Genomic DNA, 22,799 nt, shown 5'->3' on the forward strand with positions numbered 1-22,799 from the left:
TGGCATCAAAAGCAGCCACCGGAACCGGCACAATATCCGTTGCGTTAATGGTGGTAAAAACCGGATCGCTGGAACATAAACCCTGCGTAATCACCAGTGAATAAGTGCCGGCAACCGATGGCCCGGTAATTGGCACGCGTATAGAAGATTGATTGGAAGTAAAATTATTAGGCCCGGTCCAGGTGTAAACGGTGTTGGCGGTTACGGTCGTGCTCATCACCAGCGTATCGCCAATGCAGTACGGGCCTTTAACTTTGTTTAGTTGCGTTAAAACAGGTTTCTGCGGCACATTAAATGTTTGGGTAAAAACAGTAACACAACCTTGCGCACCGGTAGCGGTCAAGGTGATTTTTTTATCACCAAAAGAAGCATAGGTAAGGGTAAAAGGCCCGTTGGTAGTGGCACTGGCTATGCTGGCACCGGCGCCAAAATCCCAGTTTAAAGTGGTGTAATCGGTAGAATTATTGGTGATGGTAAAACTTTGCTGCGGCATACATAAATTGTTGGGTGTAACCGTAAAATTCAAAACCGGCGTTTTGCCGATGGGCGGAACGGTAATGGATGCCTGATCGCTCGAACAACCGTTTTGGGTAATAACCAACGTGTAAACCCCGGCTTGGTTATAATTGGTCAGCGGAATGGTAACGACGGAATCCGTTGAAGAAAAACCATTTGGCCCCTGCCATAAATACGAAGTTTTAGCGGAAGGGATTTGCGCCCTCAAAACCAAATTATCGCCCAGGCAATAATTGGTGTTGGAATTTAGCACAACGGGTATGGCTGGTTTTACCGGAATATCAAAAGTTTTGTAATCTACCGTGATACAACCTTGCGGATTGCTGGCCTGCAAAACTACTGTTTTTGTCCCCGGTGTTTTATAAGTAATGGTGTACGGCCCTTCGCCATTGGCAGAATCAATACTGGCGCCATCGCCAAAGCTCCATTTTAATTTGGTGTAATTGGTAGATTGATTGGTAAAAGTAAAGCTTGGACTTGGTGTACAACCGTTGTTAACCTGCATGGCCAACTTGGCAATTGGGCCTAAAAAAGTCCCGGTAGTGTTGCCAGAACCGGTAAAGGAGATTGTAAATCCATTGTTGCCGCTGGAAAAATTATTGATCAGCAAAGCATAAACATGGCCTTGCACCATATCAATATATTTTACAAAACCATCCTGGCCAGGGACGCAGCCAGGCATTTCTGTTAAATCGGTAGAAGTTAAATTTAATCCGGTCTGGTTGTAAAAAGGTGTGCAGTTAACGCCGCTGCCTGATGCACATCGAATAGCATTTGCCGCATTTACATTCGCGGCGCTTCCGCTGGTTCCTAAATCATACAAAACCCAATCAATATCATCCCCGGAAACTGTGGGGGAAATGGTAAAAGTTAACGTGCCGTTATTGGCAGCAGTCCATTTATACCAGGCAGAATTAGCTTCAATAGGTGCAGTTGAAGGGCCATTATCTAAACAAGTTCCGGCTGATTCGCGATTGTTAGACCCTGCACCGCTTACGTTGGTTTGTGTAAAAGCATCTTTAGTACAAATAATTGAAGCCGAACTGTAATCCTGGCCGGGTTTTAAAACCGGATTATAATTGTTAAGGCAAATTTTGAAAGTGCCCGTATTGCTGTCTGCTGCGCTTATACGGATGTAATACGTTTGCCCGATGGTTAAACCACCCTTATATAAAGTAGTAACAGTACTGCTATTGGAAACAGATCCAATCAATTCTGAAAAATTGGAACAATCTGTTGTACTGTATATAGCAATTAACGGGGAATTTAGTGTGCCGCTACCGTTTTCATTTCCGGTAACCGCTATATTCAAATCAAAAGCAATGGCTGTATATTTAAACCAGACATCATTTCCATCTGCAGGCCAAAATTGTGATTTTGCTAAACCGCTTGGCGTAGCATTTACATTGGTGTAAGCTGCATTATCAGAACAAAAGTTGTGAACACTCGACAAATCAATCGCACCCGAACAATTATCGTTTACCGGTGCCTGCGCTTTTAAAGCAGCCGCAAAACTTAAAAAAAAGACCGATAAAAGAAGTATGCGCTTGATTTGCTTCAATTGTTTTCCTGCTTTAAGAGCCTGTTAAATTTATACAAGAAAAAATGCCATGCTTCTTTTACCCTATATAAATTGGTGGCCTCCATCAATTTAAATAAACCAATTGTTTACCAAATTTTAGGTGATAAAAGAAGCATTATAATCCTGTCAAATAAATTTTAACAAAGTTTAATCTTTTCTAAAAATAGAAAAAGCCCCGATAAATTTCGGGGCTTTTTTGGGTAACATTAGCAATACTGTTTTTATACCACATTTTTTTGCTGGCGGCGGATGATGTTAAGCGCGCCTCCTGCCTTAAACCACTCAATTTGCTGCGCATTGTACGTGTGGTTTACGGGGAATAATTCCTGTGTGCCATCGCCATGGTGCAAAACAACCGTTAATTGGCTGCCCGGCGCAAACTGGTTTAAACCGGTAATGTCAATCGTATCGTCTTCTAAAACTTTGTTGTAATCTTCGCGGTTGGCAAAAGTTAAAGCCAGCATCCCTTGTTTTTTGAGATTGGTTTCGTGGATACGCGCAAAAGATTTCACCAAAATGGCACGGACACCGAGATGGCGCGGTTCCATCGCCGCATGTTCACGGGAAGATCCTTCTCCATAATTTTCATCACCCACTACGATACTGCCAATCCCTGCGGCTTTGTAGGCACGTTGCGTAGCCGGAACCGGGCCATATTCGCCAGTCAGTTCGTTTTTTACGGTATCAGATTTTAGGTTGAAGAAATTGATCGCGCCAATGAGCATGTTATTGGAAATGTTATCCAAATGGCCGCGGTATTTTAACCAGGGGCCAGCCATCGAAATATGGTCGGTGGTACATTTCCCTTTGGCTTTGATCAGCAATTTTAGGCCAGTAATGTCGGTTCCTTCCCAGGCTTTAAAAGGATCGAGCAGTTGCAAACGGTCTGAAGTCGGGCTAACCTTTACTTCCACCGTGCTGCCATCAACAGCAGGAGCTAAGTAACCGGCATCTTCTACCGCAAAACCTTTGATCGGCATTTCGATACCTTGCGGCTCGTCTAATTTTACCTGTTCCCCGCTTTCGTTGGTCAGTGTATCGGTCAGCGGGTTAAAAGAAAGATCACCGGCAATGGCAAAAGCGGTTACAATTTCCGGCGAGGCCACAAACGCGTGCGTATTTGGGTTGCCGTCATTTCGTTTGGCAAAGTTGCGGTTAAACGAAGTAATGATGGAATTTTTGCGTGTCGGGTCGCTGGTGTGGCGCGCCCACTGGCCAATGCAAGGGCCACAGGCATTTGCCAAAACCACGCCACCAATTTGTGCGAAAGTGTTTAAATAACCATCGCGCTCTACTGTATAACGTACCAGTTCTGATCCTGGCGTAACCGTAAATTCGGCACGGGTTTTTAAGCCTTTATCAATGGCTTGCGTGGCGATGGAAGCCGCACGGGTAATATCTTCGTAAGAAGAGTTGGTACAGGAACCAATCAAACCAACTTCCAATTGTGCCGGCCAGTTGTTTTCTTTCACGGCATCGGCAAATTTAGAAATCGGCCAGGCCAAATCTGGCGTAAACGGACCGTTAACATAAGGCTCCAGTTCGGAAAGGTTGATTTCAATCACCTCATCAAAATAAGCTTCCGGGTTGGCATAAACTTCTTCGTCGCCGGTTAAATGTTCTTTAATGACATTGGCTGCATCTGCAATGGCGGCACGTTCTGTTCCGCGCAAATAGATTTCTGATTTTTCATCGTAACCAAAAATTGAAGTGGTGGCGCCAATTTCGGCGCCCATGTTGCAAATGGTTGCTTTTCCGGTTGCCGAGATCGAACGTGCGCCTTCGCCAAAATATTCTACAATGGCGCCGGTTCCGCCGTTAACGGTTAAAATGCCGGCCACTTTCAGGATCACGTCTTTTGCTGCCGTCCAGCCGGAAAGTTTTCCAGTCAGTTTTACACCAATCAGTTTCGGGAATTTTAGTTCCCAGGGCAGTCCGGCCATTACGTCGCAAGCATCGGCACCGCCAACACCAATCGCAATCATACCTAGACCCCCGGCGTTTGGGGTGTGCGAATCCGTACCGATCATCATGCCGCCCGGAAAAGCGTAGTTTTCTAAAACCACCTGGTGGATAATGCCGGCCCCCGGTTTCCAGAAACCGATACCATATTTATTGGAAACGGAAGAAAGGAAATCGTAAACCTCTTTGTTTTGGCTTTTTGCGGTGTCTAAATCTTCCCCGGCACCATCTTTTGCCTGGATTAAGTGATCGCAATGCACCGTGGAAGGCACGGCAACCTGCGGCCTGCCCGCCTGCATAAACTGCAAAAGCGCCATTTGCGCGGTTGCATCCTGCATGGCCACACGGTCGGGTGCAAAATCAACATAATCCACCCCGCGTAAAAGCTCCCGGGTCGGGTCGCCTTCAGAAAGATGGGAATACAGGATTTTTTCGGTGAGGGTGAGCGGTTTACCAACTGCTTTACGGGCAGCCTCGATACGGCTGCCGTAGCGATTGTAAACCTGCTGAATCATATTTAAATCAAAAGCCATTTTATTGATTTTTATTTGGGTGATTAATAATTAAACGGGCGAAGTACGGGTGCGAATCTACAAAATTAACAGGTAAAAGAAGTATCGGTTTTGGATTTTTGATTGGTGTGGAATGGGGAAAGGTTGGGTTTTTACGGTGGCTTATAGGTAGATTTGTTGTATGATAGGCGATGGTGTAGGTTTAAGCGGGATTAGAAATTTCAAGCTCGAAAGACGGGGTTGCACCCCGAACAGTAGGGACCAGCAGGGTAGCCGAGAAATGGACAATGCCGCCGCACAACTAGAACTTGACTTTATCTCAACTATACAATTATGTTTTAGGATAGAATTAAACTGCAATTACAAAATGCTTAAAAGCAAAACTGACACACTTCAATTTACACTCCCTTTTATTCAGCTAAATCAAAATTATTTTTCATAGAAATTGAATTTAGTTTTCTAATCAGTTTTGCTTGTATCTCTTCAGATATATTATTCGTAAAGCCCTGCTCCATAAGTTTGCCGTCTAAAATAAATACTTGATAGCCAAAATATATTGTATTATCGTAAATAATGGTGGCAATTTTTTCGATATAAACATTATTCCTTGCCCTGATTTGAATATAGAACCTTGCTGAACCTAATTTAATTTTCTTGTCAAGATACTGAGTCTGAATAGGTGTTAGCTCGTCAAGTTTAAATGCTATAATTTTAGCCTTATTGAAATCCGTTAAGGTAACAACTGGGTTTTTTGTAAATGGCTTTTCATGAAAGCTATTAAGTAACATGTCATAATCGTAAACATTAATAGTTAAATTATAAATAGGAAATTTAGATACAATTCTCAGTTTAAACAGCCCTTTATTTTCATTGTAATTATCTGTAGCAAATTTTTCAATGTCAACAACAGGATAACCATTACCTCCTGTTAAATAATTTTGAATATATTCAGATTTGTCGGAGAGCCTTTGACTTAGTTCAATTATCTTATCATTTCTCTTCTGTAACTTATTGTCTCGTTTTACTAATTCATTATTAAGTTCATTTCTTTCCTTCCTAAGTTCCTTAATGTCATTTTTCAATGCAATATTCTCCTGTTTTGTTGTATTAATGATATCACTTTTATCTTTTGAAGAGCTAATTGATTGTCCAACTGTCAAGAGTATCGCCCCAATGCCTCCTCCAAAAATTAAAACTAAAGCAACTATTGTAATTGTATTCATTTTAGTCATTCACAAACATTATTTAAAACAATTATTGGATCTTTTACTGCCGCGGACTTTAAATCATAATCTTTAAGCGAGGAAATTTATTGTATCGAAAATGCTTTTTTTATCTTATTGTTAACTAAGATTCTATATAACATCCTTATTGGTCGGGATATATAAACCGGTTAGGTCTGCTGGTTGCGGGTTTGTAACCCCAACCTTGAAACTTTAGATTTCAAATCCCCTATTTACAAATACCGATGCTTCTTTTACCGGCAAAAAATTGTTGTGCAAAATATAACGGCGCGGTACATCTAAAGACCTTTTTCAATATCGTCCATCGCAGCATCAAAATCCAATGCCTGCTCCGGTTCGTTCCTGTAATCCTGAAGGCGCTTTTCCACTTCTTCCATCTGCCAAACAGGTATGTCCGTATGCTCCTGTTCAATACCCTTGTATTTACTTTTGAGTTCGTTCCACTCAGAAATCGGGATGAATACGCCGGTGGTTTTTCCTATATTGTCAGAAATATATTGAAGGTTCATAATTACAAATATAGCTTATTTAGAAGTTGCAAATCCCTCACAAACTTTTAAAAACATACCTTTTATCCTGCCAAAAAGCCAATGCTTTCGGCAGCACATATTCCAACCGCGGCCAGGCTTTTAAACTGTCATGAAAAACTACAATCGAACCGTTACTGCTTTTATCCACCACATTTTGGCAACATTGCTGCGGAGAAATATCCGGGTCAAAATCGCCGCTTAAAACATCCCACAGAAAAATTTCGTATGCCTTTTATAAAACCACACTAAAAACTGTTAAACCATCGGTACTAAGTGTTCAACCTAAATTAGTTTATATTATTTCATTTTGCATTACGGGCCGTGCAAATACACCAAAATCAACTATTGAAGAACGTTTGGCTTTGGCGCAAGGGCACAAGCCAGGCGCTTCGCATGCTTTCCGTTCGCGTTGCCATGTTGCCCTGCCGAAAGGGGAAGGCCGCAAGTCGAAAGGCGTTGGGCTGGCAACAGGGATGGCAGGCGCAGGCGCGGACGGTCAACCATCGTATGGCATGCGTAGGCAAAGAACTGACGCTAAACCTTAGCCCTTTTAATGAAAACCAATTTTGAAAAAAATACTTATCAAAATTAAAACAGGCAAAAAAACCCTACAAATTCACGCCGCCCGAAACTTCAATACGCTGTGCATTGATCCATTTAGCCTCATCGGTACATAAAAAAGCCACCACGCTTCCGATATCGTCCGGGCGGCCTACACGACCTAAAGCTGTTGTAGCTGCAATGTATTTGTTTATATCGGGGTTGTCTCGTACCACACCACCGCCAAAATCAGTTTCGATAGCTCCCGGGGCCACTATATTGACAGCAATCCCGCGTGAACCGAGTTCTTTTGCCTGGTATTTGGTTAGCGTTTCGATAGCGCCTTTCATAGATGCGTAGGCAGCATAACCGGGGTTGCTAAAGCGGGCCAAACCGGTAGAAAGGTTGATGATGCGGCCGCCATCAGCGATTAAAGGCAACGCTTTTTGGGTGAGGAAAAACACACCTTTAAAGTGAACGTTCAGCAAAAGGTCAAACTGTTCTTCTGTTGTTTCGGCAAAAGAAGCGTGGACACCGATGCCTGCATTGTTGATTAGGAAATCAAAACGATCGGTTTCAAAAGTATCTTGCAATACTGTTTTTACCTGCCTAAAAAAAGCATCGAAACTTTTTACATCGGCTGTGTCTAATTGCAAGGCTGCGGCTTTTTGCCCGGCCTGTTCTATTTCGTCTGCCACGGCAAGCGCTTCTTCTTTTTTGCTGTTGTAAGTCAGGATCACGCCAATCCCTTTTTTTGCAAGGCTAAAGGCCATGTCTTTGCCCAAACCGCGGCTGCCGCCGGTTACCAAAGCAATTTTGTTGTTCGTTTTCATATTGTCCATATTTGTTTTTGTGGTACAAAGCTGAACAATATATGCCTGGAAAAAATGGTGTACTCTTCAGTATTTTATCAAACCAAAGCAGCAATTTTTAAGGCTTTCCGGTAGCGTAAGGGCGTTGTCCCGGTCATTGATTTATAAAATTTTATAAAGTTGGTCGGTTCGCCATAAGCCAGTTTGTAGGAGATATCCGCCACAGACATTTCTGTTTGGCGCAGCATTTTTTGTGCTTCTTCCAGTAAGCGTTCTTCCATAATTTCGCAAGGCGATTTTCCTGTCGTTAGCTTAATTGTATTGGTTAAATGTATCGGGTGGATAAACAACATTGCGGCAAAATGACTGGTATGAAACCGCACAGTTGCCCGTTGGTGAAGCAAATCATCTACATACTGATCAAACAATCTTAAAAAATCAGCAGTAATTTCGTCTTTCCGGGAAAGGACTTTTTTGGGTAGCGGCATTGGGTAAAAATAAGGATAATACAGATGAACCTTCTTTTTGATCATATTTTGTATGAACTTTTATGATTTGTAGTTTTCCACAAACCAGTTCAAGCAAATAATGCCGACTTTCCTCTTTAATCAAACCCAAATAATTAATTTTACAGGATTATTTTTTTAAAAGCTGATGGTTTTAGTTACCGGTGCAACAGGTTTTTTAGGTTCAGAATTATGCCGACAACTAATTTTAGCCGGTAAAAACAGTATCCGTTGTATCAAAAGGGCAAGTTCTGTGGTTCCCGAAATCCTGCTTCCTTATCAAAAAAAAATTGATTGGGTTGAAGCAGATTTGCTTGAAATTGATGCGCTAAACGAAGCATTGCAAGGTGTTACGCAAGTTTATCATTGCGCGGCTTTGGTTTCCTTTGATCCTTCCTTGAAAAAGAAATTGATCCAAAACAATGTAGAAGGCACGGCCAATTTGGTTAATCTTTGTGTTGAAAAAAGGATCCGGCTTTTACATGTCAGCTCGATTGCGGCCGTTGGCGAAGGGAAACCCGGCGAACTGATCAACGAAAACCATCATTTGGAAGAAACGCCGAAAGACAACGCCTACGCTATGTCTAAATACGAAAGTGAGATGGAAGTTTGGCGCGGGATGGCCGAAGGTTTGGATGCCGTAATTGTAAACCCGTCTTTAATCATCGGAAAAAATGCAGGCACAGCAGGCACCGGGCAAATTTTTGAAACCGTACGCAAAGGCTTAAAATTTTACACTTCCGGCAGTTGCGGTTTGGTGGATGTGGAAGATGTGGCCAAAACAATGATTTTGTTGATGGAAAGTAAGATCAGCAACCAGCGTTTTATCATCAACGCCGAAAACTGGGGCTATAAAACTTTGTTTGAGGAAACTGCCAATTGTTTTGGCATCAAACCGCCAGCTTTTGAAGCCAAGCCCTGGATGCTGGAACTGGCCTGGCGCGCCTCGGCTTTGGGTACTGTTTTTACCGGCAAAAAATTGGGCGTGGATAAAATCTCGGCACAATCGGCCAGCCGGATCCAGGATTATGATAATGGCAAGGTAAAAGCAGCAATTGGTTTTGTGTTTAAGCCGGTGAAGGAAACGGTTCGGGAGATTTGTGAAGCAGTGAAAGATTAAATTAACTACTCAAAACAGTTTTTGGATAACTGTTTTTTTCTCTCGGTTTTAAAAAGTATTTTTCAATACAATGCCAACTTAAAAACGCCGTAAAATAAACTACAGGCAAAACACTAAAAAATAAGCTGTAAGGATTTAAATGCCTTCCTAAAAAATACAAAAACAACTGCTGTACAGGCCAGGCATAAAGGTACATGCCATAAGAAAAATCCCCGTTTTTGGCAAAGTTTTGAAAGCGAATATTGGGATGATAAGCGATATAAAAAAACAAGTAACTTCCGGCAATTGGCAATGTTAAATTGATGCAAGGCACACCAATGCAAGAAACAACAATAGCTACCAGGGACAAAACAACAAATACCTTTTTTCGAAGGATATAATTCCGATACAGATAAAAACAAGCACCAGAAAAAAAGTAAACAAAAAGCCTGGGCAAAATATAAGAATCAAGAATTTCAGAAAGAAAATCAATTGGATAACGGTAGAATATGCTTGTATAAAACCGTAAGGAAAACGCGGGATATTTCAATTGTAAAAAGAATACAATATAACTTAACAAGAATAAAAATAAGGCTGTCCTTTTCTTTTTAAAAACGCCCATGATGGCTGCTAAGGGTACAATCAAATAGCAAGCAAACTCATATTGAATAGACCATAACGGTTCATTAATCATCCCTGGTAAAGGATTTAGGGTGAAGGAATTCTGCAAGGGAGGTTTTCGCAGTGTTAAAAGATTTACAATAGTTTGCTTTTTATGTTGCAAGTTTAAAAAATATCCAGTCCAGGATCCGATTATATGATGACGATCAGTTGCGCCCAACATCCCAAAAAACAAAACACTTAAAATAAAGGCAATAAAAAAAGCAGGGCAAATCCTGCGTATTCTTTTTTTCAAATATGATGCGAATGTACCGCTGTATTCATAACTTCTAAATATTAAAAAACCACTTGTTACAAAAAAGAAATCTACTGCAACGCCTCCTAAATCCATCTGGTTTCTTGTAAAAACCATTCCTGGTTCTGTATCAATTACTTTTGCGTAGCAAAGTACAAAGCAATGGCTGTATATTACGATTACAGCTAAAAACAATCTTAAAATATCAAAGTTGTTTTCTTTAATATTTTCAGCAATTAGCAATTCCTTTTTGTTATAAATTTTTGTTGTAAAATTATCCAATTTTAAAAAGTTGTTTATATTGAAAGTATGTTTTAAAATTTATTCAACAGGACATCAATGCTTCTTTTATCAGCTATAAAATGGGCAAATGTTTGATTTTGAATTTATATAAATCAATGCGGCACCAATTTTTATACGGTAAAAGAAGCATTGGCAATTTTTTCTTGTATAAATTTAAACAGGCCCTGATATAACAAGTTATTTATACGTTCTCTATTTGTAAGTTATGCTCCTGTAATAATATCTACATTATCGTTAAACTTGTTTTCGGCAATAAATTTAAAATACAGTTCTTGGTCGTTTTCCTTTAATGCTTCAAGCCCTTCTTTATCAACTTGCAAGTTTAAATCGTACAATTGATAAAGCAACTTATTATAAATTTTTTCAGAATAATAAACTTTCCAATTGTTCAAACCCTTTTGCAAACATGCTTCTTCTGGTTCATTTAAAACAATGCTTTTCTGTTTATTCAATACCAATAAAGCATATTTTAACATTTCTACATGGTTTGAGGAAACACTATCTTCATGGAAATTGTAAACTGCAACCGGCGCGGTATGATGAACAACCGGATACTTGCGTACAATTTGCAAACACAGATCATAGTCTTCGCAATAGTGCAGGTTTGTATCAAATTGAAATTCATTTAAAACCCATCTTTGGTACATCCCTACCGCAGGCAGTCCCATATAATTTCCTTGCAACAAATTGCAATAATGGTTTTCGGTTACTTCTTTTTGAATGAGCCAGCTTTTGTTTTCAGGTTGATAAAATAGCTCGTGGGCACCAGATACAAAAGCAGCTTCAGGATTTTGTATTAAGTAATTTATGTTGATAAAAAGAGCATCAGGCAAAAGCCAGTCATCCGCATCTAGAAATACAACTAATTCTCCAGTACTGTTTTTTATCCCAATGTTACGTGCAGCAGAAACACCTTGGTTGGATTGATAAACATATTTTACCAACGGATACTTTTGTGCAACTTCTTTTGTTTGATCGGTTGAACCATCATCCACAACAATAATTTCAAAGTTTCGGTAAGATTGTGAAAGGATACTTTCTATAGCTTTTTCAAGATATATTCCTTGATTGTAGCATGGTATAATTACAGAGACAAGCTGCTTTTGCATGGCTAAACTTTGTTAATACCAGAACGGATAGCAGGTTTTTTTCTGTTCTGATAATAAAATTTTATTCCAGAAAGTAAACCATGTATCTCACTAAAAACCGTTCTGTGGTTAAATTTATAAGACGGAAAACCCTTAACCAACAAATAAAAATAGTATTGCGGAAGTTTGTAAAACAGATGTTTGCGATAGCCTGCATGTTTATTTTGGTCATGCTGTATTAAAGCCGCTGCAGCAAAACCACGCATGTAATTAAAAAGCTGTTTATGCAATTTACCAAGTTCTTTTCGATGTTCATGGTACACAACAGCTTGTGGGTTATATTGAATGTTGAAATTATTTTCTAAAACCCTAAACCAAATTTCAGAGTCGCCACTGCAACCAGCAGCCCCAACATCCAACCTTTCATCAAACCAGTTTACTTTTGCCAATACCTGTTTTCTGAAAGCCATATTTGCACCAGCGCCAATGTCCCAAACTTTTGGCCCAACTTTTAAATTTTCTTTTATAAACTGATTGTTATATACTTTATAAAGATATCCTTTGTTAAAAGCCCAATGCTTTTCAAATATTTGCTGGCTTTCTGTATCAAGAGATGAAGCAAGCACCAAACCAGTCATGGCATGGACATCTTCTTTTAAAAACGTTTCCCAAACCCGGTAAGTCCATAATGGATGTACCTGAACATCATCATCTGTATATGCAACAATCTGATTTTTAGCCTTTAAAGCCCCACTATTCCTTGCAATATCAAGCCCGGGGCGCTCCTCTTTGCAATACGTAACATCTTTATATTGTTCTGCAATAAGTTGTGTACTGTTATCTGTTGGTGCATTATCAACTACAATAATTTCTTCAGGCAGGCACGTTTGCTTTAACAGGCTTTCTATGCACAACTTTAAGTCCTGGCTTCTGTTCCGGGTACAAATAACAACAGAAACACCCACTTTACTTGGAATATCAACCGGCAGACAGGCAGAAAAAATTTCGGCCATAATTTTTTTAAAAACATCGTAATTACCACTTATAAATTCCTTTTGGTAATTACCTTTTGGTTTATATTTAGCTGCATAAAAATCAATTGTAGGGGCAATGGCATTAATAATTGCCTTGTTTAATTTACTATTGTTGGGTTCCTGTCCATCAAATTCGATATACAAATCACCCAAAGGGATACTATACCACCAAAACACTAAATAACAATAGCCTTTTTGTTTTGGTTTAAAAGCTAAACCGTCAAGCTGTACATGCTCAATATTGGCTGGTAATATTTTACTCATTTTTTAAATTAAAATTTAAAACTTTTTTCAGGTCTTTGGCATAAGTTTTAATCCTCATTGAAAAAATTAAACGCGCCGTGATCCTGAGAACTTTTGGGTCTTTGTATAGTTTAAGTATTTCTTTTAATTGGTTGGAAACAATCTCCCTGTTTTTAGTTGTGTGCCAAATATCGCAAGTTATGCCCAACGCCCAATAAACGTAGGTTTTTCTGGCTGCTAAACTTGCTTTTTTTTGTTTTTCTTTTGGAAGGTAACTATTAATGATACTAAAAACTTTGCTAATGTCCCTTATATTTTTGCCCGTAATAAAACTGGTGTTAGAAATAGAGCTTTCGTGTTCCCGGTACTCAGCAAGTATTTTAGGCACGTAAGCTATCGGATATTCTTTTGCAACCCTTGCCCACATGATCCAGTCTTCGCCATAGGTTACACCATAAAAGCTGCCTAATTTTTCATAAACTTCCCGCTTAACCGCAATACAAACGTATTGGAGCAATTGCTGCTCAGCCAATAAGGACAAACAATTTTCTATTACACATTCTGCCTCTGCTTCTATCCTTGACGGCCGCAAAACATTGCCTTGGTTATCAATATAATTCCATGCACAATAAGCAGCCCCGGCATCAGGGAAATTGTCAAACAATCTTTTCAAACTGCTGTAAAACCCCGGCTTTACACGATCATCTCCATGCAACAAATGAATATGATGACCCTGGGCACGGTTGATGCAAGTTTCAAAGTTGCGGAGGCTACCCACGTTTTTTTCCTGCCTGTAATATAAAACCCTTCCTTTTCCAAGCTCTTTTACCAATGCCTCAACATCGTCGTCCGTGCTGCAATCGTCCACAACTTCTATTTGCATCGTTTCTTCGCCCGGGTCCTGCTCCAGCACACTTTGGATGGCATCCGGCAAAAAAACAGAACAGTTGTAGGCAGGTATCATCACAGACCAAAAAGGCCGTTTAATACCTGCCGCAAGCGGCGCAATTTTGGGTGGTGTGTCTGGTATCCTTTGCAAAATTGTTATCGTTTAATTTTTTAATTAAGTCCGGTTTAAATATTGTTCAGCTATTTTTTATGCTTCTTTTATCCTATAAAAAACATTAAACTTTTTGTTCTTTTTTGAAGGAAAAAACATAAATACCAATTTTAATAGGGTAAAAGAAGCATTGTTTTTTCAATATTAATTTAAAAAAGCTTTAGGATTATAATACAAGTAGGATGCGTTATCGTATCAAATGGTATAGCTTTTTTGGAACCCTAAAAAATAAATCTATTAAAATCATTAATCCAAATATGAACAGCATTATTACAAGCTTTAAATCAATATAAACTTTGAGGATCTCTTTCATTTGATTATAAACGAGCTTCAAATTTCTTGTTTGTACCCATAAATCTTGCGTATAATAAAACGCCCAATGCATATAGTTTTTTTTTGCCAAACGACTAATTCTCTTCTGGCTTTTTTTTGGCAGATAACCTTTAATTGTGTTAATTACTTTAGCAATATCACTAATGTTTTTACCGGTAAGAAAACTATGGCTTGAAATTGAACTTTTATGTTCGCGGTATTCGGCAAGTATTTCGGGCGTATAAGCTATCGGATATTCCCTTGCAACCCTTGCCCACATTTCCCAATCTTCGCCATAAGTAACACCATAAAAGCTGCCTAATTTTTCATAAGTTTCCCGCTTTACAGTGATTGCAACATATTGGATATGTGTATGTTCAGCTAATTTAGGTAACCATCCTACCAAAAGGTCCGGCTTTCCAACTTCGATAGCAGAACGGCGCAAAATATTATTTTCTTCATCAATATTGTTCCAGGCACAAAACGCAGCACCAGCTTTTGGGTACTTTATAAATAGCGATTGGATATGTTGATAGTATCCCGGCTTTACGCGATCATCCCCATGCAATAAATGAATGTGATAGCCCAGGGCACGGTTGATGCAAGTTTCAAAGTTGCGGAGGCTGCCCACGTTCTTTTCCTGCCTGTAATATAAAACCCTTCCTTTTCCAACCCTTTTTACCAATGCTTCCACATCCGCGTCCGTGCTGCAATCGTCAACGACTTCTATTTGCATCATGTCTTCTCCCATATCCTGCGCCAACACACTTTGGATTGCATCAGGCAAAAAAACAGAACAATTGTAGGCAGGTATCATCACAGACCAAAAAGGCCGTTTAATATTTGCCCCAAGTGGTGCAATTTTGGGCGGTGTATCTGGTATCCTTTGCAAAATTTAATTAATTGGTTGTAGTTTTAAAATGATGGTTTAAAGTTCATCATTTGTTTCAGATGGTTTTAACACTAACGGTAAAGCAGGACGAACAAACCCGGGCCATTTATCAATCCTGTTTTCATTTTCACGGTAATCAGCAACATCGAAAAAAAGGCATGACTCATGCTTATACAAATAAACAGAAGTGTCTTTTACAAAAAGAATGGTTATAAAATAAGAGCCGTCATTAAGCAAATTTCCGGGGATAGTACATTCCCCTTCTAACATTCCTTCATTAAAAACCATAGGCTGAGACGGGATACTAAAAATACATTCCCCTAATAAAGTGTAAAGCATCAGGTCGGTTGATAACATCACTTGATTGCTAAAATTGTAAAACCTGAATTTTATGGTAAGGGCAGTCCGAATATCAATGGCGGCAGCAGGATTTGGCAGATATGGAACAAGTTCAACTGAAAGAACTTTTATCAAATCATTTCCCGGTGCTTCTTTTATCGTATAAAATTTTTGTTTTGGCGCTTTTTGCTGGATGGCGCCCATGTACTGATTGGCTACTACGTTTACATTTCCATCTGCATAAACCCGGCCTTTATCAAGCCAGATGGCTTTAGAGCAAAGTTTTTTTATAGCGTTAATATTATGGCTGACAAATAAAATTGTACGGCCTTGCTCAGATGAAACCTCACTCATCTTGCCCATACATTTTTTTTGAAACTCGGCATCACCCACAGCCAAAACTTCGTCAATGATCATAATATCAGTTTCCAAGTGCGCAGCCACAGCAAACGCCAAACGGACATACATGCCTGACGAATAGCGTTTTACCGGCGTGTCTATATAACGTTCTACGCCTGAAAAATCTACAATTTCATCAAAATGCCTTGCAATATCTTTTTTCCGCATGCCCAAAATGGCTCCGTTTAAATAGATGTTTTCCCTGCCGGTTAGTTCCGGGTTAAAACCTGTACCCACTTCCAGCAAACTTGCAATTTTACCTTTTACTTTTATAGTGCCCGAAGTTGGTGCTGTTACCCTGCTTAATAATTTTAATAGAGTGCTTTTCCCGGCACCATTGCCACCAATAATCCCAACTGCTTCGCCATGTTTAATATCAAAACTGACATCTTTTAAACTCCAAACTACATCGCTGCTTCCTTTTTTGGTCCTGTCATTTACTTCCCCAACAGTTAAAAAAGGGTCTTCCTTGCCGCGCACCTTAGCCAGCCATCGTTCCAAGTCTCTTGAAATCGTACCGGTTCCAACTTCACCCAAACGGTAAACTTTTGAAAGGTTCTCAACTTTAATAACTGTAGACATGTTTTAACCTAAGATGATGAGCTTTATGTTTAAATGAGTAAAAGGTAGTATTGCTTAGTGCTATTTAAGATTATGAATAAATACTTTATAACTGCCGGTAATAGATTTATAAATTTGACTTAACCATTTTTTGTACCTGCTTAAACTTTAATAAATGCATCAGGTAAAAGCGGTACATCCAAAAATACGTCCTTAAGTTTTTATGCATCTTAAAAGCTCCTTCTGCCTGCAAAAAAGCAGCCTCTTTATTGGTCAGCAATAGAGTGTTTGCCACTTTGATACAAAATACGGCATAATATACGAGCGCTTCTTTTTTAAGTTTTCCTTGGTGTGAAACCGGGAGGTAACCTTGGATGATATCAACAACCTTAATAATATCATGGGTATTTTGACCGCTTAAAAACGAGCTATGGCTTATTCCTGAATTATAAGCAACCCGATAATAAGCCAATTTTTTGGGCGAGTAGGCCACCGGAAAACGGGAAGCAATCCTGGCCCACATTTCCCAATCTTCGCCGTAATGCACCGCATAAAAACTGCCAATAGTTTCGTAAACACTTCTTTTTACTACAATTGCCGGTGGCTGGATTAACTGACGGCCTGCTATTTCAAACAGGAAATCTTTAATAACGCCCGGCTTTTTTGACAAAATAGGTGTATCAATATTTAACTTATTGTTTTGGCCGTCAATAAAAGAGAAGTTGGTAAAAGCAGCGCCAGCCTCCGGATTTGCCAAAAACAAGCTTTCTATTTCCTGATAAAAGCCCTGTTCCACATTGTCGTCCCCATGCAGCAGATGCACCCAATGTCCGTTTGCCCGGTTTAAACAGGTTTCAAAATTCCGCAAACTGCCCCTGTTTTGTTTTTGCTTATAATACTTTATCCTCCCCTTGCCCAATGCTTCAACCAAAGCAGCCACATTGCCGTCGGTGCTGCAATCGTCCACCACCTCTATCTGCATTTTCGCCTCGCCGGGGTCTTGAGCAAGTACACTTTTTATCGTATCGCCTAAAAATGCAATACAATTATAAGTTGGTATCATGACTGACCATTGCGGACGCGCTGACTCATCAATAGCAGTTACCGGCAATATTATAGGTGGGGCGTCAGGAATCCGATCATTCATAGTACGTTTTGCAAAACAGGTATCGTTGGCAACAATTAAAAAATATATTATAATATTATCAACAATAATAATATTAACAAATGTAATCGGTTAAGAAACAGCTACAATTAGGGCAATAAAGACCGGGCATTTAAAAAACCATACAATAATAATATTTTTTAACAACGTCTCGGTGCTTCTTCAAATTTTATTCGATGTGGTTTGCATACTTCTTTTACGCCCTAAAAAACAGCAAGGTTTCTATACTTTGTACCTTTTAAAAAAACAAACCTAAAAAATATAGGCATAAAAGAAGCATTAAAAAAATCTGGTTACTTATTTATATGGTGTTTTTTAAATGATCGATCCACAGAAAAATACAAACTCAACTATTAAATTTACTTTTGCGGATGACTTTGGACGAACGCATCGAAAATTCTGTAACGCGTGTTTTTAAAACCGTATTCCCCAACACCACCAACCATTACGATACGCTTTTTGGCGGCACGGCCATGATGATGATGGACGAGGTGGCTTTTATAACGGCCACGCGTTTCAGCCGCAAACGGTTGGTTACGGTTTCTTCGGATAAGATCAACTTCACCGTGCCAATTCCGGCCGGAACGATTATGGAACTGGTTGGCCGCGTGATCTATGTTGGCCGGACGAGCATGAAAGTAATGGTGGAAATTTTTGTCGAGCAGATGTACGAAGATGTGCGTTACCGCGCCATCCACGGCGAGTTTACCTTTGTTGCCGTTGATGAAAACAAAAAACCGACACCAATTTTAGGCTGATAAAAGAAGCATGATGGCTGATCGTTCATTGTTGATGGTTCATGGTTCATTGCCGATAGTTTATAGTTTAAGGCAGAAGCTGATACCTGATACCTAATTTCCAAACCCCAAACCTCCTACCTTATGCCCCAGTATTTCATCATTGATTTCGACAGTACTTTTACACAAGTTGAAGCGCTTGACGAACTTGCCCGTATTTCGCTAAAAGACCATCCCGACCGGAAAAAAATATACAAACAGATTGAAGATTTGACCAATGCAGCGATGGAAGGCCACCTGTCGTTTTCCGAAAGTCTGGCCGGCCGGGTGAAGTTATTGCAGGCTAACCGCAGCCATTTGGATTTATTGGTGAAGCATTTGCGCAAAAAAGTTTCGGCTTCTTTTTCGCGCAACCGCAACTTTTTTAAAGAACACAGCGATGAGGTTTTGATCGTTTCGGGCGGTTTTAAAGAATTTATTACGCCGGTGGTAACCAAATATTTCATCAAAACCGAAAATATTTATGCCAATACTTTTGTGTTTGATGAACACGGAAACATTATTGGCTACGATCCCGAAAACCCGCTTTCGCAGGAAGGCGGCAAAGTAAAATTGCTGCGCCAACTGGATTTGCAAGGCGAACTGTTTGGCATCGGCGACGGGCATTCGGATTTCCAATTGAAAGAATTTGGGCTGATCAAAAAGTTTTTTGCCTTTACGGAGAACATCGAACGAAAAACCATTGTCGAAAAAGCCGATTACGTTACGCCCAGTTTCGACGAGTTTTTGTACATCAACAAGTTTTCGCGCGCCATTTCTTATCCCAAAAACCGCATTAAATGTTTGGTGGTTGGCGATGTTGCCGATGAAGCCGTGATCCAGTTGGGAAAAGAAGGTTACAACATCCGCATTCGTGCAAAAATTGAAGATAAGTATTTGCAGGAAGCCGGCATCTTGTTTTGTGATGAAGACACGCAGCCAACGGAACAGCAGTTGGAAAAAGCCGGACGCCTGAAAGTAATCGGTTGCTTTGGCAAAGCACACCGCAGCATTTGCGATTTTGCCTGCGAAAAAGGCATCATCATTTTTGACGACATCAAGCACAACCCGCGCAACAGCGATTTCATCCCGAAACGGGTGATGGATTTTATGAACGAAGGCAAAACGCACACCAGTGCCAACTTCCCGGATTTACAGCCGCCGCGTGTGAACAACGCACACCGGTTGATCCATATTCACAAAAATGTTCCCGGAATTTTGGCCAAGATCAATGCTATTTTTGCACTTCATCAAATCAATATAGTTGGCGAATTTTTGGTAACCAACCCGCGCATTGGCTATGTAATTACCGATGTAAATGCCGGTTACGATCCGCAGGTTTTAACAGAATTGAAAGCGATTGAGCATACGATCAAGTTTAGGTTGTTGTATTGATTTTTAGGCGGTAAAAGAAGCATTACAGTATAATGAATGTGGCAAGGAGACTTCGACAAGCCCAGCTTGACAAACAAAATCTGATAGGATAAGAGCCTGTTTAGATTTATACAAAAAAATTGCCAATGCTTCTTTTACCCTATAAAAATTGGTGTTGCATCAATCCAAACAAAACCAAATATTCGCCCATTTTTTAGGTGATAAAAGAAGCATTGATAATTCCGTTATTAAAATTTAAAAAGTACCTTAAAACTTTGATAGTTACGCTTTTGCCACTTCCGGTGCATTAATTTCGCTCAATTGCATCGGCACTAATTTTTTGGTCCTGAAAAAAGTAGTCAAAACAACAACCAGTGTCATCGTTCCGCCAAAAATAACCGAAGTTACCGTGCCCATCAAGCGCGCCGTAACACCAGATTCAAAAGCGCCAATCTCGTTGGAAGAACCAATAAACATGGAATTTACTGCGGAAACACGGCCGCGCATTTGGTCGGGCGTGAGCAATTGCATAATGGTGGAACGGATCAAAACGCTTACGCTATCAAACGCGCCCAACATAAACAAACAGAAAAGCGAAAGGTAAAAGTTCTTCGATAAACCGAAGCAAATAATAGAAATCCCAAAACCGGTTACGGCAACCAGCAAATTTCGCCAGGGTTTTCCCATGGGAGAAAGGCGTGTCATGGCCAGCATGGTCAATACGGCGCCAACAGAATCGGCGGCGCGCATCAACCCAAAACCTTCTGCGCCAACTTTCAAAATATCGTTGGCAAAAATCGGCAGCAAAGCCACGGCCCCGCCAAAAAACACGGAGAACAAATCCAAGCTTAACGCGCCCAGCAACATCCTGTTGCCAAAAACAAAACTGATGCCTTCGGACAGACTTTTGTAAATGCTTTCTTTCGGCACAAATTCCGGTTCGTGCCGGTTTAAAGTGAGGATGGCGATGATGGCCGTGGTGATAAAAACGACCACAAAAGAAAAAGTAACGGAAATACCCAAATGATCGAACAGCAAACCACCAGCCAGCGGGCCTAAAACGGAAGCAGTTTGATAAGTGGAACTGTTCCAGGTAGAAGAGTTTGGATAAAGTTCGCGCGGGATAATCCTCGTCATCACAGAAAAAGCGGTTGGCCCGTAAAAGCCGCGCGCCAGGCCGATAAAAAAGATCATGGCGTAAATGATAACCACAATGTGTTGCGTATTCAAATAAGTGCGTGCTGTTGGCAACGTTACGAGCAGCATGATGCCGGAGCAAACCCACATCACGGAGAAAATCATCAACAGCAATCCTTTTTTTTCTGATTTATCGGCCACATAACCGCCGTACAAAGCGATACCGATGGAAGGAATAGCTTCGGCCAAACCGATCATGCCTAACGCCAAAGCGCTTTTTGTTAATTGGTAAATATAATAGCCAACGATAACGGCCTGCATTTGGTAAGCAAACGTTAAAAAGAAACGCATGGCCAGGTAGGAACGGAACTCCTTGAAACGGAGCGCGGCAAAAGGGTCGGGTTTGATGAGAGGTTTCGAATCTTCGTCGGGCACAAATACTAATTTTTAGGTGATAAAAGAAGCATTGCAGCTTCGTTTTTGTTTTTTAAAATGTTAAACCATGCTGGTCAATCAGGTAGATTAAAGCAGCGATGGAGGCTGCGCCCAATTCGAGTTCGCGTTTGTTCACGTTCTCAAAAACGTCTTTTGCGGTATGATGTATATCAAAATAACGCTGCGAATCCGGGCGGAAGCCAATCAAAATTACGTTTGGCATCGTTTCTTTTAACGGTTCGATGTCTGTTCCGGCACCGCCTTTGGTTAGGCGTTCTACTTCATAAGGCTCCAGCAACGGTTTCCAGTTTTTGATCATTCCCTGCAAAACGGCTGGCTGCACATCGCTGAAAGAAAACCCGCGCGGCGTAAACCCGCCTTCATCTGTTTCGATGGCGGCCAAATGTTTTTCGTTGTTTTTTTGCGCCAGCTCGGCATATTTTAAACCGCCTTTGTGCCCGTTTTCTTCGTTCATAAACAGCACGGCGCGGATAGAATGTTTAGGCCGGTAACCTAACGCTTTAAAAATCCGCAGTACTTCTACCGATTGCATAACGCCGGTTCCGTCATCGTGCGCACCTTCGGCCAAATCCCAGGAATCCAAATGGCCGCCAACGGTGATAAACTCGTTTGGGTTTTCAGTCCCTTTTATTTCGCCGACGACGTTGTAAGAAAGCACATCGGGCAAAGTCTGGCAGTTTTGTTTGAGGTAGAATTGAACGCCTTTTTGCTGCTTCAATATTGAACTCAGCAAATTTGCGCTTTTGGTAGAAATGGCCGCCGCCGGGATTTTGTTTCCGCCTTCTTCGTAAGCTGTTGCGCCGGTATGCGGATAATCATCTATAATTTCTGTCATTGATCTTACAATCACGCCAACTGCACCATATTTGGCTGCTTCTGCCGGGCCGCGAAAACGCTGGTCGCTTGCTGCACCGTAAGCTGCGCCGGTTTCGATAAAACGCGGATCGAACGGACGGTTATAAAATACAATTTTACCTTTGATTGCTTTTTCGCCCAAAGTTTTTAGTTCCTGAATGCCTTGCACTTCAACCACTTCAGCTTTTAAACCATTTTTTGCTGTTGCTACCGAACCGCCAAGCGCGACAACCGGAACCGAAATTTGCTGGTTGCCCGATACTATTTTTGCTTGCTCTTTTTCGCCGCGAACCCAATGTGGCACCATTACTTCCTGCAAAAAAACACGGTCGAAACCATATTGCTGCATCAGCTTTTTCGTCCAATCCACTGCTTTTTGCGCATTTGCTGATCCGCTTAAACGCGGCCCGATCTGCTTGCACAAATAGTGCAAGTTTTGGTAAGGCTGACCGTTGACCAATTCTTCATCAAAAATTTTTCTGAGATAAACCGAATCCGGGTTTTGAGCCGATGCAACTAAAGAACTGCCGATAAAAATAGAAAGTAGAAATTTAAACTTCATGAAAAGGGCTTTGTCAGCAAAGTT

18 protein-coding genes are annotated in these 22,799 nt (G+C 40.6%); 3 read left to right on the forward strand and 15 right to left on the reverse strand.

Translation table 11 applies throughout. The features are described from left to right. The 6 genes from V5804_RS01225 to V5804_RS01250 form a co-directional block, all read right to left on the reverse strand. The coding region (locus V5804_RS01225) for a PKD domain-containing protein (protein ID WP_369589554.1) at nucleotides 1-2,077 on the reverse strand (2,077 nt) is incomplete at its 3' end. A gap of 242 nt (nucleotides 2,078-2,319) precedes the next feature. Next, the gene (locus V5804_RS01230) at nucleotides 2,320-4,593 is read right to left on the reverse strand and encodes an aconitate hydratase (protein WP_369589555.1); all 2,274 of its coding nucleotides are present in this window, start codon (nucleotides 4,591-4,593) and stop codon (nucleotides 2,320-2,322) included. Between the two features lie 389 nt (nucleotides 4,594-4,982). Further along, nucleotides 4,983-5,795: a hypothetical protein gene (locus V5804_RS01235; protein WP_369589556.1), complete on the reverse strand. Its 813-nt coding sequence runs from the start codon at nucleotides 5,793-5,795 to the stop codon at nucleotides 4,983-4,985. Between the two features lie 299 nt (nucleotides 5,796-6,094). Then, nucleotides 6,095-6,325: an addiction module protein gene (locus tag V5804_RS01240; RefSeq protein ID WP_369589557.1), complete on the reverse strand. Its 231-nt coding sequence runs from the start codon at nucleotides 6,323-6,325 to the stop codon at nucleotides 6,095-6,097. 629 nt (nucleotides 6,326-6,954) lie between these two features. Then, the gene (locus V5804_RS01245; protein ID WP_369589558.1) at nucleotides 6,955-7,719 is read right to left on the reverse strand and encodes an SDR family NAD(P)-dependent oxidoreductase; all 765 of its coding nucleotides are present in this window, start codon (nucleotides 7,717-7,719) and stop codon (nucleotides 6,955-6,957) included. A 77-nt stretch (nucleotides 7,720-7,796) separates the two neighbouring features. Next, nucleotides 7,797-8,231, reverse strand: a complete 435-nt coding sequence (locus V5804_RS01250; protein ID WP_369589559.1) for a helix-turn-helix domain-containing protein — start codon at nucleotides 8,229-8,231, stop codon at nucleotides 7,797-7,799. Between the two features lie 121 nt (nucleotides 8,232-8,352). On the opposite strand from V5804_RS01250, the gene V5804_RS01255 reads away from it, so the two are divergent. Beyond that, nucleotides 8,353-9,324: an NAD-dependent epimerase/dehydratase family protein gene (locus V5804_RS01255; protein ID WP_369589560.1), complete on the forward strand. Its 972-nt coding sequence runs from the start codon at nucleotides 8,353-8,355 to the stop codon at nucleotides 9,322-9,324. A 1-nt stretch (nucleotide 9,325) separates the two neighbouring features. Here V5804_RS01255 and V5804_RS01260 read toward each other — a convergent pair whose 3' ends face one another. The 7 genes from V5804_RS01260 to V5804_RS01290 form a co-directional block, all read right to left on the reverse strand. Next, the gene (locus tag V5804_RS01260; RefSeq protein WP_369589561.1) at nucleotides 9,326-10,501 is read right to left on the reverse strand and encodes an acyltransferase family protein; all 1,176 of its coding nucleotides are present in this window, start codon (nucleotides 10,499-10,501) and stop codon (nucleotides 9,326-9,328) included. A gap of 224 nt (nucleotides 10,502-10,725) precedes the next feature. Continuing rightward, complete coding sequence (locus V5804_RS01265; protein WP_369589562.1) at nucleotides 10,726-11,631, reverse strand: glycosyltransferase family 2 protein; 906 nt, start codon at nucleotides 11,629-11,631, stop codon at nucleotides 10,726-10,728. Nucleotides 11,632-11,633: 2 nt separating this feature from the next. Then, nucleotides 11,634-12,908 (reverse strand): glycosyltransferase family 2 protein, encoded by a 1,275-nt coding sequence (locus V5804_RS01270; RefSeq protein ID WP_369589563.1) that lies wholly within the window; start codon nucleotides 12,906-12,908, stop codon nucleotides 11,634-11,636. Next, nucleotides 12,901-13,926 carry a glycosyltransferase family 2 protein gene (locus V5804_RS01275; protein WP_369589564.1) on the reverse strand — a complete coding sequence of 342 codons (1,026 nt, stop codon included), beginning with the start codon at nucleotides 13,924-13,926 and terminating at the stop codon, nucleotides 12,901-12,903. The genes V5804_RS01270 and V5804_RS01275 overlap by 8 nt, the downstream gene beginning before the upstream one ends. A 208-nt stretch (nucleotides 13,927-14,134) precedes the next feature. Next, on the reverse strand, nucleotides 14,135-15,076 hold the full coding sequence (locus tag V5804_RS01280) for a glycosyltransferase family 2 protein (protein ID WP_369589589.1): 942 nt from the start codon (nucleotides 15,074-15,076) through the stop codon (nucleotides 14,135-14,137). A 111-nt stretch (nucleotides 15,077-15,187) separates the two neighbouring features. Further along, nucleotides 15,188-16,471 carry an ABC transporter ATP-binding protein gene (locus V5804_RS01285; RefSeq protein ID WP_369589565.1) on the reverse strand — a complete coding sequence of 428 codons (1,284 nt, stop codon included), beginning with the start codon at nucleotides 16,469-16,471 and terminating at the stop codon, nucleotides 15,188-15,190. A 106-nt stretch (nucleotides 16,472-16,577) separates the two neighbouring features. Further along, nucleotides 16,578-17,597, reverse strand: coding sequence for a glycosyltransferase family 2 protein (locus V5804_RS01290; RefSeq protein WP_369589566.1), 1,020 nt, complete (start codon nucleotides 17,595-17,597; stop codon nucleotides 16,578-16,580). 389 nt (nucleotides 17,598-17,986) lie between these two features. Here V5804_RS01290 and V5804_RS01295 point away from each other — a divergent pair, with 389 nt between their 5' ends. Beyond that, complete coding sequence (locus tag V5804_RS01295) at nucleotides 17,987-18,373, forward strand: acyl-CoA thioesterase (protein ID WP_369589567.1); 387 nt, start codon at nucleotides 17,987-17,989, stop codon at nucleotides 18,371-18,373. A gap of 123 nt (nucleotides 18,374-18,496) precedes the next feature. Then, nucleotides 18,497-19,786, forward strand: a complete 1,290-nt coding sequence (locus V5804_RS01300; protein WP_369589568.1) for an HAD-IB family phosphatase — start codon at nucleotides 18,497-18,499, stop codon at nucleotides 19,784-19,786. Between the two features lie 261 nt (nucleotides 19,787-20,047). On the opposite strand, the gene V5804_RS01305 is transcribed toward V5804_RS01300, so the two are convergent. Together V5804_RS01305 and V5804_RS01310 are read right to left on the reverse strand one after the other, a co-directional pair. Then, on the reverse strand, nucleotides 20,048-21,337 hold the full coding sequence (locus V5804_RS01305) for an MFS transporter (RefSeq protein WP_369589569.1): 1,290 nt from the start codon (nucleotides 21,335-21,337) through the stop codon (nucleotides 20,048-20,050). Nucleotides 21,338-21,389: 52 nt separating this feature from the next. Further along, a complete protein-coding gene (locus V5804_RS01310; RefSeq protein WP_369589570.1) occupies nucleotides 21,390-22,775 on the reverse strand; it encodes a M20/M25/M40 family metallo-hydrolase in 1,386 nt (461 codons plus the stop codon). Nucleotides 22,776-22,799 lie beyond the last annotated feature (24 nt).

Origin of the sequence: Mucilaginibacter sp., from assembly GCF_041088075.1 — a bacterium.
GTDB lineage: Bacteria > Bacteroidota > Bacteroidia > Sphingobacteriales > Sphingobacteriaceae > Mucilaginibacter_A.